12 protein-coding genes are annotated in these 13,283 nt (G+C 67.4%); all 12 read left to right on the top strand.

The window, feature by feature from the left end; all coding sequences use genetic code 11:
* The first annotated feature begins 8 nt into the window (after positions 1 to 8).
* The 12 genes from AC25Y0_RS04625 (at position 9) to AC25Y0_RS04570 (ending at position 13,220) form a co-directional block, all read left to right on the top strand.
* Positions 9 to 3,362 (top strand): phage tail protein, encoded by a 3,354-nt coding sequence (locus AC25Y0_RS04625; protein ID WP_488134268.1) that lies wholly within the window; start codon positions 9 to 11, stop codon positions 3,360 to 3,362.
* A gap of 251 nt (positions 3,363 to 3,613) precedes the next feature.
* Entirely contained in the window at positions 3,614 to 4,315 is a 702-nt protein-coding gene (locus AC25Y0_RS04620; RefSeq protein WP_488134267.1) for a hypothetical protein, read from the top strand.
* A 10-nt stretch (positions 4,316 to 4,325) separates the two neighbouring features.
* Positions 4,326 to 5,426: a Gp37-like protein gene (locus tag AC25Y0_RS04615; RefSeq protein WP_488134266.1), complete on the top strand. Its 1,101-nt coding sequence runs from the start codon at positions 4,326 to 4,328 to the stop codon at positions 5,424 to 5,426.
* A 2-nt stretch (positions 5,427 to 5,428) separates the two neighbouring features.
* A complete protein-coding gene (locus AC25Y0_RS04610) occupies positions 5,429 to 6,268 on the top strand; it encodes an H-type lectin domain-containing protein (protein WP_488134265.1) in 840 nt (279 codons plus the stop codon).
* Between the two features lie 11 nt (positions 6,269 to 6,279).
* On the top strand, positions 6,280 to 7,074 hold the full coding sequence (locus tag AC25Y0_RS04605) for a M23 family metallopeptidase (protein ID WP_488134264.1): 795 nt from the start codon (positions 6,280 to 6,282) through the stop codon (positions 7,072 to 7,074).
* Positions 7,074 to 7,550: a hypothetical protein gene (locus AC25Y0_RS04600; protein WP_488134263.1), complete on the top strand. Its 477-nt coding sequence runs from the start codon at positions 7,074 to 7,076 to the stop codon at positions 7,548 to 7,550. The genes AC25Y0_RS04605 and AC25Y0_RS04600 overlap by 1 nt, the downstream gene beginning before the upstream one ends.
* Complete coding sequence (locus AC25Y0_RS04595; RefSeq protein WP_488134262.1) at positions 7,547 to 7,954, top strand: hypothetical protein; 408 nt, start codon at positions 7,547 to 7,549, stop codon at positions 7,952 to 7,954. The genes AC25Y0_RS04600 and AC25Y0_RS04595 overlap by 4 nt, the downstream gene beginning before the upstream one ends.
* A 15-nt stretch (positions 7,955 to 7,969) precedes the next feature.
* Positions 7,970 to 8,392, top strand: a complete 423-nt coding sequence (locus tag AC25Y0_RS04590; protein ID WP_488134261.1) for a hypothetical protein — start codon at positions 7,970 to 7,972, stop codon at positions 8,390 to 8,392.
* Between the two features lie 30 nt (positions 8,393 to 8,422).
* Positions 8,423 to 9,436 (top strand): hypothetical protein, encoded by a 1,014-nt coding sequence (locus tag AC25Y0_RS04585; protein ID WP_488134260.1) that lies wholly within the window; start codon positions 8,423 to 8,425, stop codon positions 9,434 to 9,436.
* On the top strand, positions 9,433 to 10,698 hold the full coding sequence (locus AC25Y0_RS04580) for a hypothetical protein (protein WP_488134259.1): 1,266 nt from the start codon (positions 9,433 to 9,435) through the stop codon (positions 10,696 to 10,698). The genes AC25Y0_RS04585 and AC25Y0_RS04580 overlap by 4 nt, the downstream gene beginning before the upstream one ends.
* 9 nt (positions 10,699 to 10,707) lie before the next feature.
* Entirely contained in the window at positions 10,708 to 12,024 is a 1,317-nt protein-coding gene (locus AC25Y0_RS04575) for a PKD domain-containing protein (protein WP_488134258.1), read from the top strand.
* Entirely contained in the window at positions 12,024 to 13,220 is a 1,197-nt protein-coding gene (locus AC25Y0_RS04570; RefSeq protein WP_488134257.1) for an SGNH/GDSL hydrolase family protein, read from the top strand. The genes AC25Y0_RS04575 and AC25Y0_RS04570 overlap by 1 nt, the downstream gene beginning before the upstream one ends.
* The last annotated feature ends 63 nt before the right edge of the window (positions 13,221 to 13,283 follow it).

The following is a 13,283-nucleotide window of genomic DNA, read 5'->3' as shown; positions in this document are numbered from 1 at the left end:
GAGGTGCCATGTCGTCTGAGGTCGGCACCGGACATATCAGCATCTTCCCGGTGATGACGGGTTTCAAGTCCCGGGTCACGAAGGAGACGAAGGGCGCGGGCGCGGCGGGCGCGAAGTCGTTCGAGGGCGGGTTCAAGGGCGCCGGGGCGAAGGCCGGCCGTGCGCTCGGCAAGGACATGAAGTCGTCCCTGTCGTCGGCGGCGGGTGACCTCGGCGCCGCTCAGGCGAAGAAGCTCACGTCCGAGATCGCGTCGGCGTCGTCGGTGCTCGCTCGAGCACGGCTGAAGCAGCAGGACGATGCCGGGCGGGTGCGGGTCGCTGAGACGCGGCTCGCGGAAGCGATCGAGAAGTCCGGTGCCGGTTCGTCGCAGGCTGTCGCCGCTGAGGAGCGGCTGGCGTCGGCGCGTCGCACGCATGCCGCGTCGGCGGATGCGGTCGCGGCGGCATCGTCCCGGCTGCAGTCGGCGCAGAGCGCGCTCCGCTCCGCGCAGGAAGCGACCACGGCGGCGACGGTCGCGGCCTCTGGTGGCATGCGTCAGATGCTGTCGAACTTCCGCGCGGGTGCGTCCAACGCGAACGCTGCACGCTCGGCGTTCACGGGCGTCGCAGGCTCGGTCGGTGGCCTGGCCCGCGCCGTTTCGGACGTGTCCGGACTGACCGCTCTCGGCCGGATGGCTCGGCTCACTGCTCAGCGCGTGTCGACGTCGTTCACGTCCCTCGCGACGATGGTCGGCGGATCGCTCGCGCGCGCCTGGACTTCGGCTGGCCGTTGGCTGTCGGGTATCGGGTCGAGCGTGGGCACGGCTCTCGCTCCGGTGGGGCGCGTTCTCGCGAACGTCGGCCGCACGATCGCGACACCGTTCGTGCAGCTCGGCGGCAAGGTCGCGGGCTGGATGCAGCCTGTCACGTCGCAGGTGTCCGGTCTGTTCTCGAAGGCTGCGGCCTCGGCGGGCCCGGCGCTCTCCCGGATCGCGTCGAGCATCCGCGGCATCGCTGGCCCGGTCGGCGCGGCGGCGACGTCCGCGTTCCGGACGGTCGTCGATGCTGCGCAGCGTGCAGGGTCGGCGGCGGGGCAGGCTCTCGGCAACGGGATCAAGTCTGTCGCCACAGCCGGTGTCACCGTCGCGGCGGCCGGAATCGGCGTCGCGCTCGGCAAGGGGTTCTCGCGGCTCACGTCGATCGACACCGCGCGCGCGAAGCTGACCGGCCTCGGGAACGACGCCGGCTCGGTGAAGACGATCATGGACGACGCTCTGACGTCGGTCCGTGGCACGAGCTTCGGTCTGGGCGAGGCGGCTACGGTCGCCGCGTCCGCTGTCGCCGCGGGCATTGCTCCCGGGCAGGCACTCCAAGGCCACCTCAAGCGGATCGCGAACAACGCGTCCGCAGCGGGTATGTCCATGGAGGAGATGGGCTCCATCTTCAACAAGGCGGCCACGCAGGCGAACGGCGTCCAGAACGACGTCATCGGCCAGCTCGCCGACAAGGGCATCCCGATTTACCAGGCCCTCGCGGACCAGCTCGGCGTCACTGCCGGCGAGGTCTTCAAGATGGCCTCCGAAGGCAAGATCGACTTCGAGACGTTCTCGGCAGCTGCGACCGCGGCCGCCGGCACCGTCGCGGAGGAGATGGGTCGCACGGTCCCCGGCGCGGCGAAGAACTTCTTCGCCTCGATGGGGCGTATCGGTGCGAACGCGCTCGAGCCGCTCTACGGCAAGATCGCTCCGCTGATCCAGGCCGCGACGTCGGCGCTTGGTCCCATCGAGGAGAAGGCGAAGTCCTTCGGCAACGTGCTGCTGAAGGTGCTCGGTCCCGCTATGGACTGGGTCACCGGAATGCTCAACCGGATCGGCGAGGGCGCGTCTCTCGCTGAGTTCGGGCTCGGCGGGCTGTCGGGGATCATCGGGCCGCTCGTGGGCGCGTTCACCGCTCTCGGTGCTGGCGGGCTCGGCGGTCTGCTGTCGCGCATCCCGATGCTGTCGTCGCTGCTGCCAGGTCTGACCGGTGCGCTCGGCTTGCTCGGCGGGCCGCTGGGGATCGCGGCCGCCGCGTTCGCTGGGCTCGCACTGTCGGGCGGCGACATCGGCGGGCTCATTACTGGGCTGACCGGTGTGTTCGAGTCCGTGGTCGCCGCACTGCCGGGCGTGGTTTCGCAGGTCGTCACGTTCGTGCCGCAGCTGGTGTCCTCGATCCTGTCGCAGATCCCGGCGCTGCTGAGTGCAGGCGTCGAGATCGTCGGCGCGCTCGTGTCGGGACTCGTGACAGCGATCCCGGCGATCGCGTCGGGTGCGGTCGCGCTGGTGCAGGGGCTGATCACCGCGATCGTCGCTGCGCTCCCGATGATCATCTCCGGAGCGATCGCTCTGGTATCCGCGCTGATCTCCGGGATCGTGGCTGTTCTGCCCTTGCTGGTTACTGCGGCAGTACAGCTCGTGTCCGCTCTGCTGACGGCGATCGTGGGCGCTCTGCCGATGATCATCGAAGGCGGCATCCAGCTACTGATGTCCCTGGTCACGGGGATCATCGGGGCGCTGCCGATGCTGCTCGAGGCGGCGCTTCAGCTCGTGATGGGGCTGCTCGGCGCGATCATCGAGAATCTGCCGCGGCTGATCGAGGCGGGCATTCAGCTGCTGCTGTCGCTGATCACGGGTCTCGTGAACGCGCTGCCTCAGCTCATCACGGCCGCGATCAATCTCGTGCTGCAGCTCGTCGCCGGGCTGCTCAAGATGCTTCCGCGGCTGATCGAGGCGGGTATCAAGCTCGTCGTGTCGCTGATCACCGGACTCGTCAAGGCGATCCCGCAGATCATCGCGATGCTCCCTCAGATCATCTCGGCGATCTGGGACGGCCTGATAGGCGTCGACTGGTGGGACCTCGGCGTGCAGATCGTGATGGGCATCATCAACGGGCTCGGGTCGATGGTCGGCGCGATCGTCGATGCCGTCGTGGATCTCGCGGGCGCTGCGTTCGATGGGTTCAAGTCCTTCTTCGGGATCAAGTCGCCCGCGCGGCGGATGATCCAGCCCGGTCGTGACGTCGTGCGCGGTGCCGTGGTCGGTGTCGAGGACGAGGGTCCGGCGTTCGGTGACTCGCTGGTCGAGATGGCGAAGAACGCAACGTCTCGCGCGCAGCAGGCGATGGGGTCCGTGTCAGCGACGGTCGCCGGTGCAGTGTCCGCTCAGCGCGGCACGGCAGCCGGGGACAGCTCGGGCACAGACCAGGGCGGCGGCGAAGGCGACACGTTCCAGTTCTTCGGCGTGACGACCGACACGGCCGCCGAGGAGATCGGTTCGGTCATCGAGAAGAAGAAGCGCCGCCGGGTCAACCGGTCCGGTGCGCTGCGAGCGGCGGGGGTGCGATGATCAGTCGGCTGATTCTGTCCGGTCCGGGTCAGGCACCCTCGCCGGTCCCCACGAATCAGTGGGTCGGCCTGCAGCTCACGTGGGAAGGTCCGGACGGAACCGTATGGAACCTCAACGATAAGGACGCCGGGATTCTCCTCGATCGCCGCGGCATCGAGGGTCTCCACTTCCCGAAGATAACGAAGTTCAAGTCGCGGTCGCGGGCGGTGCCTGGCGCTCGTCGGCGTGGGTGGCGCGCTGAGGAGCGCGACGTGTTCTGGCCGGTCTATCTGTGGGCCGACTCGACTGCGGAGTGGCTCGACCGGCAAGACGCGTTCTTCTCGTCGATCCACCCGGACCGGCCGGGTATCTGGCGGGTGAAGGCGCGGGAGACGCGCGAGCTCGCGCTCACCGGTGTCTTCGACGACGCCCACGTGTACGAGGTGGATCCTGCGCAGCGCGGGTGGGGCCGGTACGGGGTGACGTTGGAAGCGGACCAGCCGTTCTGGCAGGGCCCGCTGATCACGCGTGGCCCGTGGCGGGCGCCGGATCCGCAGCCGTTCTTCCCCGGGCCGCCGTTCACGATCTCGGCGGGTTCCGCGTTCGGGTCGGCGACGGTCCCGAATCCGGGGGACGTGCCGGCGCACGGTGTCTGGTGGGTCGGTGGCCCGCTCGAAGGTGTGTCCCTCGGCGTCGGTGATGCGGTGGTGACGGTGCCGTTCGACGTGCCTGCAGGTCAGATGCTTCGGATCGACACTGACCCGCGGCGGCCGACAGCGACGCTCGGCGCCGCGATCGACCCGTCGAAGCCGGAATCGGTCGCCTCGTTCTCCGGCACGAACATGACCCGTGATCTGGGGCTGCAGGCGTATGCCGCTATCCAGCCCGGCCGGTCGATGGATCTACACGTGAACGCGACGGGCACCGGCGCGGTGTCGTTCCACCTGCGGCCGCTGTACTTCCGCGCGTTCTGAGGGGGTGTCTGTGGACGGTCTACGGTTCGTGATCGCGGATGCCGCCGACGAGTACGTGCTCGAGCTGGCCGGGGTCGAGGGGGACATGCATGTCCTCGCGAACGGGATCCCGACTGCGACGTTCACGCTCGACGACGACGACCCGGCCCTTGAGCATGTGTGGGCAGATGGGTCGCGGTGCTGGGTGTTCTTCCGGGGCGAACGGTTCCGGGGGCGCATCAAGGAGGTGCCCCGCGACGACGAGACGGCGCAGATCACTGCGACGGTGGAAGGCGACTTCCGGAAGCTGTGGGATTGGCTCGGCTGGCAACGTCCGAACGCGGCCCTGAACGCGCAGAGCGTCGAGTACTGGACCGCGACGGGCACTACGGAGGCGGTGGTGAAGGCGGCGCTGACGGCGAACTTCACCCGGCTCGGCGTGCCGTGGACCTGCGCGCCGAACCTGAACCGTGGCCTTCCCGGGCAGCGGCTAGAGCTGCGGATGCATCCGCTGGCAGACAAGATCATCCCGCTGCTGGACGCGGCCGGTCTGGTGCTGACCCTCGACTATGTCGACGGGGGAGTGGTCGTGGATGTGCGGGAGCCTGAGACGGTCCCCGGTGTGTTCACGTTGGACTCGGGTGTCCCTGATCGGTTCACGTACAACCGGACCTCACCGACAGCGACCCGCGCGGTCGTCGGCGGCCGCGGCGAGGGAGTGGCCCGCGAGTTCAAGCAGGTCATCGACGGCGCGCGTGAGGCGGCGTGGAGCGACATCATCGAGGCGTTCGTCGATGCGCGGAACACCGACGTCGGCGCGAACATCGCCGTCGAGGCGCAGCAGGCCGTCGACGAGGGCGGGGCGATGGTCGGCCTGGCGACCGAGCTTGTCGAGACGGAGACGTTCGAGTACGTCACGACCTACGTCGAGGGCGATGTCGTGCAGGTGTCCTTCGGCCCCGTGGAGGGGACGTTCCCGATCACCGGGGTTTCGGTGACGGACACCGCAGAGGACGGCGTCGTGGTGACGTCGCAGATCGGCGCGGCGGATGTCGCGGCTGACACAGATGTGCAGTTGGCTCATGCGCTCGCCCGGCTTGCCCGCGGTGTGCGCGACGAAGGAAGGCGGTAGTCGTGGCGATCACTCAGAGCTGGGGGTACGCGGGCGACGTCAACGCTCCGGAGTGGGCCCAGATCATCCCGTTCGCGGCCGGGACTCAGTACGGCGTGAAGGACTTCGCATCCTGGCGGCCCACGATCGGTGGGCCCGGCGACCGGGCGGTCACGCTCGCCGCCGGCATCGGGTGGGGCTATGGCGTCATGGCGGTGAACGACGCCCCGGTGACGTTGAACCTCGCCGCCGGTGACCGGTGGGACCTGATCGTCGCGCGCCGCGTGTGGGCAGCTGGTGAGACGACGTTCGAGGTGGTGCAGGGTGGCGCGTCGAAGGCGCTCCCGGGCCGCCTGAACGCACCCGGCACGGAGGACGAACAGCCGGTCGCGTTGGCACGGGTGCAGGGCGCCGTGGTGACCGAGCTCGTCGACCTGCGGTGCGTGCCCGGCGACGCCGGCATGCTCGCGTTCGACGATCTCGCGCTGCAGTACCTGACCCGGCCTGGAACGCAGGTGCGCATCGGCGGCAAGGAATGGTCGCTGGTGCTGAACACCCTCGGCAATGCCGTGTGGGAACAGACCGGCGCCGGCGCGGCGCGGCCATTCGCGACCGCGGCAGGGCGGGTGAACACGGCGGTCTCGGCGCTGACGACGGTCACGTTCCCGCCGGGCCGGTTCACCGCCCCGCCGATCGTGACCGCGTCCGGCGGCCGGCAGTCGCAGGTCGGCATCGCGCGCGTCGTCAACGTCACCGCCTCGAGCTTCCAGATCGCGCTCTGGTCGATCGGCAGTGTGCGCATCGCTGGCGTGGAAGTCGAGTGGCAGGCGATCCAGATGACACCGACGAACGGGATCGGGTGACGGAGACCGCCATGCTTCCGATCCCGTTCAGCAATCCGTACACCTACCCCGGGCACTCGGGCGTCGACTTCCCCCAGCCGAGGGGCACGCCCTTCCGCGCGTCCGGTCCGGGCATTGTCACGTCGATCGATTACGGGGCCCGGCCGGGGCACACCGTGTGGGTGCGGTACGACAATGGCCAGCTCGTCGGCTACTGCCACATGGACCGCCCCACCACGCACGTTCGCGTCGGTGACCGCGTCACCGAGGGCACGGTCCTCGGCTTGGTCGGTTCCCTCGGCCTGGCGAGCACGGGACCGCACCTGCACGTCGAGGTCGCCGGTCACGCCACGACCGCCGGGTTCTGGCGGTTCTTCACCGCCTCACGGGTGGTCGCTCAGGGGCAGAGCAGCGGAAACACCGGAAAACCGATTCAGGAGGATGACATGAGCGCTGACGCTGAGCGCATGATCGCGGAGCTGTACCAGGAGCTCCTGCCCGGTAAGGCCGGCGTGAAGTCGCAGGGGTCCGTGAACAAGGTGATCACGGACACGCTCGCCGCTGTGCGGAAGGTGCCGACGGTCAAGGGCGTGGCGGCGGCTGTATGGGCGACTGTGGTCAAGCGTGGGGGTGGCAACGTCAGCGCTCTGCAGGAGCTCGCCGACGCGAAGACCAACGCGATCGCAGCGGCGCAGGGTATTACCGCGCAACAGGTGTCGACGATCGCGGACGCCATCGCGAAGCAGGTGGGCACGTCGCTGAAGGTGGACGCCGCTGCCATAGCGAAGGCCGTGAACGACGACGCCGCGCGACGAATGACGAGCTGATGCGTGCGCTGTGGCGGGCGTCGATCTGGGCGCCGGGTGCCATCCCCGCATCGGAATGGAAGTACCGCCACCTGAAGAGGGTGTGGCTACCGGTCTACGACATCATCGCGATCTGGGCCGGCTGTCTGGCATTCACGATCGGTTCTCGACTGCTCTACCAGATGTTCGACGCGGCTCTTGTCGACGTCGTGGGGGTGGTCTACGCGATCGTCGCGACGGTGTGCCTCTTGGGCGTGGCATTCCCTCGCCTGTGGGCAGTGGAGATCGCCGGGAAGGTGTTCCTCGTCGGCTTGATCGTCGGTTACATCGCTGCGATTGCTCTCTATTCACGTGTCCCGCCCGGGGAGCCGCCGGCGTGGTTCGTCGTGGCTATGCTCTCGGGTCTTCTGCCGATGCCGTTGTTCCGGCTCGGGCTGCTCGGCGAGGAAGAGGTCATTCGCCGCCTGAAGCGACGGACGCGGGAGCGTGCGACGTGAGCCCTGAGATCACCATCGCCGGGTTCGTTCTCATCGGGTCGTTGGTCGGGTCGATCGCTGCGTTGGTCGGAGTGCTTCTGCGCGTGCGCTCGGATCGCGCGACGTCGTCAGAGTCGGCCATCCAGGCGGACCTCGCCGCGCGTTTCGATGACGCGTCGGACCTGACCAAGTACATCGACGAACGGGTCGAGCAGAAGGTCAAGCCGATCCGTGACGAGCTCGCGAAGGTGAAGCGCGAATCCCACGAAATACAGGACGCGTTCCGCACGTGGGTGTCGGCCGTGTGGCTGTGGCACCAGCGCGGGCGTCTCGGCGAGCTGCCTATGCCGCCGGCAGAAATCCTTTCCCGTCTCGGGCTCGCTCACTTCGTCGATGAGTGGCCGACCGAGCAACCCCGCAACTGACCTAGGAGGTCTTTCATGCACGCTCTCATCCGTTGGTTCACGCCGGATCGTCGCCAGGCGATCCAGGTGTTCTTCGGCGCGCTCGCGCCCCTCGCGATCCTGTTCGGCTTCGGCACCGAGGGCGTCTGGGAGCAGTCGCTGATCATCCTCGGCGCGGTGCTGCAGTTCATCTCGTCGGCTCTGTCGGTGATCAACCTGCGCGGCGCGGCGAACATCTGGACGGTGCTGCGCGGCGCGATCTACACGCTCGCCGCGACGGTGTCCCCGGCGCTCGTGCTTCTCGGCTTCTACGATGCCGCGCTGAACGCGACCATCCTGCTCGCGCTGTCGCTCGCGCTCGGTGCGCTGTCGAACCTGCTCGCGATCTTCACTGGCAAGCAGCAGCAACTCGACGACGCGCTGGGCATCGAGCGGTCGCTCGATCGCACCTGGCGATAACTGACCACCCACGACCTGACCGGAGGCGTCATGGCGCTCGTCGACTTCTTCCCCTCGTCCGCTGCCGTCGACCCGACGTCGATGACGCTGCTGCAAAACGCGGCCGCTCAGATTTACGACATCTCGGACACGTCGTTCACGACGCCGCTCGAGCTCGTCGATCTGCAGGGCGTCCCGATGGGCACAACCATCACGGCATCGACGCAGGGCTTCTATCCGCAGTTCCAGGCGCACGGTCACATCCAGGTGATCGCGAAGTCGGGAAACCATCAGACGCCGCTGATCAGCCTGCTCGGGCTGGTGCTGTCGGTGGTCCCCGATCCGTCCGACGCAGAAGGGAAATACCTCGGCGTCGTGGGAGGCTCGTACACCCTCGTCGATGGAACAGAGTCCGCTGTCCCCAACCTGTCCGAAGGCACGCCGGGATACGCGCTGGTCATCAACGATGAGGGGACAGGGCTGCAGTTCGCACCGGTGACGGGCGGCCCGGGCGGGCCGATCTCCTGGGAGCAGGTGCGCGACAAGCCGGCGCTCGCATCAGCGGATCACACGCAACTGATCTCGACGCTGCGAAATGGCAACGCCGCTCTCGCCTCGTTCGTGCTTGATGCGTTGAGCGCTCCCACGGCTCAGCAGTTTCGAGAGCGTATCGGAGCTGGCGCCCCGGTGGCGGGCTTTCCCGGCTTCGGGACAACAGCGGGGACCGCTATGCGTGGCGACAAGTCATTTGCCGCGAATGAGATCACGTTCACCCCTGCACAGGACTCGCCCCTCGCGGGCGTATCCACGGTCGCTGGTGCGCTCGAACGCGCAGCGACGATCGGCGCCGGGTCGGGCGATTCGGGCGTGCTCTACGTGGACTTCAGGTCTGGGCAGTTCGAGCAACCGCCCACGGCGAAGCCCGCAGGGAAGCGGGAGGTCATCTTCCGCGGCCCCGTCCTGCCGACGAATGGAAATGTCGCCGGCGGCGTCCACCCGATGCCGTGGATGGGTTTGAGTGCTTCGCAGATCCCCACGTACTACGAATGGTGGCCGTTCGCATGAGTGTTCCCGTTCGCGGCATCCCGTATTACCTGGATCACACGATTCCTGCGTGGCGATACCCGGGGCTTCCGGATCTGTCCGCGCGCGACGCGTCGATCCCAGTCTGGCCCGCTCTCCCGGATCTGCCGCAGGTCAAGTTTGAGCAGCTCTACGTCGCCGGTGACACCTTCCAGGGTGCGCTGAACCGGATGACCGCGGACCGGCAAGTGGTTCTCCCTGACGGGTTCGATATGGACATCCAGGGGTTCCCCGTCGCGAATGACAGCTTCGGGTTCTACTCGAACCGGTTGCTGGGCATCATCGCATCCGATCCCAGCCAGGCGAGGATCCGGCTCGCGCCGCAGTCATCCACCCAAGCGCAGCGTGACCGGATCCCCCCCCAGGGATCGGGCGGCTCGAACCCGCTCACGATCGGCCGGATCGGTAACGGCCCCACCAAGCAGCTGCGAATGGTCGCTGCGGGGTTCACGCTCGAAGGGACGCGGCAGCTGCCGTTGGAGATCAACGAAGGCCGACCGCACAACTTCAGCGGCCTGATCTCCTACATGCTGGTCGATTCCATCTTCCAGAACATCAAGCTCATCGGGGCCTCTGCTGGCACGTGGAATTCGCCTCCAGGCGAGACCTTCGCATTCAACGACTACAAGGGGCAGCGGAACATCTACCGCGGCATCGAAGTCGACGGCGTCACACGTGACGGCTACATCATGGGCGGCTCGCCGTTCGGTGGGAACAACTCGCTCGACATCCTGCTGGAGGACTGCAACTTCCACGGCTCATTCGTGTCGTCGCTGACGTTCTCTTTCGCCGGCACTCACACCAACCCTGGGGCGATTACCCAGGGGGTGACGACACGGCGGTGCCGGATCGTTGACAACGCGAACACGGTCAACGCCGCGGGGAAACGGTTCGGGATCATCAACCACGAGAACGTCGGCGGTCGCATCCGCCACGAGTACACCTACATGCGGATGCGAAACCTTTTCAACTGGAACAGCGGTCACATCTCGTTCGCGAACTACCTCGCTGACAATCCCGACATCGTGATCCTCGAGCCGGACTGGGGATATCAGTCTGCGCCGAAGAACAACGGGTGCTTCACCGTCTCGATGGGCGCGACGTACGTTGACCAGCCCAACAAGCAGGTCACCCCGCCGAAGGTCATCAAGAACGGCCGCGAGCTGATCCCGTTCCACATCTATGGCAACCCCTCCAGCAACCTCACCATCCGCCCCGACGAGTACTTCGTCGTCGTCCACTAGGAGCCCCGCATGACGCTTCGCCAGTTCCCGCTGACCGGCCCCGCCGGCTCTCCCGCCACGACCGCTGACACCGGTGCGAGCTACCAGAACGTCGGCGGGGCCGGCTCGATCACGTTCGACGCTGCTATGGGCACCCGCTACCAGACCGTCGCCGCGCAGCCGTGCATTCAGGACTACCAGTTCGCGGCGCCCGCGATGGTCGGGCAGTTCAGCGACGAGATCACGATGCCCGCCACGCGACCCGGATCCGGGTATGTGACGGTCGGCTCGCTGCGTTCAGGGACGTCGACCAGCGGTGCACGTGTCCTCGGGCTCGGGTACACGTCCGCCGGGAAGCTGATCTCCGTCGACAACGGTGGCGCGCTGCGCGAGATCTCCTCCGGGGCGCTCGCGGACGGTACTCGCTATCGGGTCTCGATCGAGTTCTCCGTGACGGACGGCGACTACACCGCGAAGGTGTATGCAGTCGGCGGGACGACCCCCCTGTATTCGTCGACGATCATCAACGCGAGTCTCGGCGCCGCGCCGGTGACGATGTTCCGCGCGGGTGACAGCCCAGCAGCTACCTACGTGTACGGGCACAAGTACCTGCAGATCAACGACGGGGTCGGTCCTGAGATCCCCGCGTACGTTCCCGTGAACGTGCCACCCACCGTCAACGCGGGTGCCGACCAGAACCTGCCGTCGGGAGGGGTGACGAACCTCGTCGCGACCGCATCGGACGCTGATGGGGCGATCGCGACAGTCGCGTGGACGTGGGACTATGCCTCGTCCGGATCGCCGTCGTTCGGGTCACCCTCTGCGCTGTCGACGACCGCGACCGTGCCCACAACCCCCGGGTTGTATGTCGCGCGCTGCACCGTGACAGACAGTAGCGGTGCGGTCGCCTTCGACACGGTGGAGATCCGCGTGCTCCTCGCAGGTAGCGCGGAAATGCTGCCTCTCCCGGCGAACGGGGTCGGCGCCGCTGGATGGGCGATCGTGGGCGGGTCTGCGACCGAAGGCGCGGCGATGGCTGACGACAGCGATGCCTCGTTCGTGCAGTCCCCGCCAGTCACGACGACACCGGCGCCGAGGCGGTGGGCGTTCGTCCCTTCCAGCGACAAGGTCGGTCCGGTCTTCACCCCGCGGCTCAGCATGAGCGCCGGGGTCGGGAACTGGAAGCTCCGCATCTATGACAGCGCTACCGGCGGAAGCCCACGACAGGAGTTCACCGTCAACGGCGTGGACAGTACGCCGCGGAACTATCCGCAGAACATCACGGCACCGATCACGAGCGACAACTGGAAGCGGATGTGGTTCGAAGCTGAGGTGGTGACTCCCTGATGGCAGACGGTCGCATCCACAAGGTCGGGCTGTCCGAGGTCGTCGCCACGTTTGGACGCGTCCACCGGATGGGGGTGTCCGGGGAGACGATCGAGTCGGCGTTCGGCCGCATCCACAAGATCGGTCTCACCGGTGACGCGAGCGTCGCGGTCACGCCGCCACCGAAACAGGACAACGTGATCCCCGCGACGGTGGTCACACTGGGAGCCGAGCTGTCAGGGGGACTGGCGTCGGGGCCGTTGGCGATCCTCAATGCACGGCTCGCGGAAGCGGGCACGCGCGCTGTCCCGCTCGCGTTCGCCGGGTCATCGACCACGCAGGGCACGGGGGCGTCATCGGCCGCAAACCGCTATGTGAACCGGGTCATCGCGGCCCTGCGGCTACTGCATCCCAACGGGGGCGCGGAGTCCGCGGTTCAGGCGAACGCAGACGCCAACTTCACGACCATCACGACCACGAAGGGGATCCACGGATACAACCTCGGTCAAGGTGGCGCGACGGCGGCGAACTTCTTCACCCCCGATGAGCGCACCCGCGTTGCGGCGCTGAACCCTGCGGCGGTGTTCATCATGATCGGGTCGAACGACTACTCGTTCAACGTCCCGCCGGCGACGTACCGCACCAATCTGCAGTCGGTCATCAGCGATCTCCGGGCGAAAGCGCCGAACACGATCGTCGTGCTCATCCACTCGTACCAGCGAATGGACGTCGTCGGCACCTACGCGTGGCACCTGTACCGTGATGTGCTCATCGAGCTCGCCGCAGCGAGCCCGACGAACACCGTGTTCCTCGACGTCGCACCGGAGTTCGAGGCGCGGGGTGTTCCCGGCGCCGACCCCGACAACCTCATCGGAGCGGACAACATCCACGCGACGGATGCTGGTTATGCGTTGCTGACGAGCCTGGTCGTGGAGGACATCACTGCGGTGCCGTCCGGGTCTGCGGACTCGTGGCTGTGGCGTCAGCTCAGCGGGCCCACGGTGAGCCTCATCGGGGAGGGTGCGACGATGACGTTCGTCGCACCGTCAGCGCTCCCACCCGTGGGCGCCACGGTCGTCATCGGTGTCCGTGCCGTCGTCGGCGGAACGGTATCGCCCGAGCAGTCGGTGACTGTCAATGTGCTCCCGCAGAGGCGTTTCTACCTAGACGGCACCGTCATGCGAGGCCGGCCACCCAACCAGCTCATCGGTGTATGAACGAAAATCGGCCCTCCTAGCTTCGGCTGGGAGGGCCGATTTTCGTGATGCGATGAGATCTGC

Source organism: Microbacterium sp. Y547, from assembly GCF_057669785.1.
This window is presented reverse-complemented; position numbering and strand designations above follow the sequence as displayed.

What these genes read in the sequence shown, in the direction of transcription:
- AC25Y0_RS04625 (WP_488134268.1), top strand. Translation starts at nt 9, where the DNA reads ATGTCGTCTGAGGTCGGCACCGGACATATCAGCATCTTCCCGGTGATG.
- AC25Y0_RS04605 (WP_488134264.1), top strand. Translation starts at nt 6,280, where the DNA reads ATGCTTCCGATCCCGTTCAGCAATCCGTACACCTACCCCGGGCACTCG.
- AC25Y0_RS04600 (WP_488134263.1), top strand. Translation starts at nt 7,074, where the DNA reads ATGCGTGCGCTGTGGCGGGCGTCGATCTGGGCGCCGGGTGCCATCCCC.
- AC25Y0_RS04590 (WP_488134261.1), top strand. Translation starts at nt 7,970, where the DNA reads ATGCACGCTCTCATCCGTTGGTTCACGCCGGATCGTCGCCAGGCGATC.
- AC25Y0_RS04585 (WP_488134260.1), top strand. Translation starts at nt 8,423, where the DNA reads ATGGCGCTCGTCGACTTCTTCCCCTCGTCCGCTGCCGTCGACCCGACG.
- AC25Y0_RS04580 (WP_488134259.1), top strand. Translation starts at nt 9,433, where the DNA reads ATGAGTGTTCCCGTTCGCGGCATCCCGTATTACCTGGATCACACGATT.
- AC25Y0_RS04575 (WP_488134258.1), top strand. Translation starts at nt 10,708, where the DNA reads ATGACGCTTCGCCAGTTCCCGCTGACCGGCCCCGCCGGCTCTCCCGCC.
- AC25Y0_RS04570 (WP_488134257.1), top strand. Translation starts at nt 12,024, where the DNA reads ATGGCAGACGGTCGCATCCACAAGGTCGGGCTGTCCGAGGTCGTCGCC.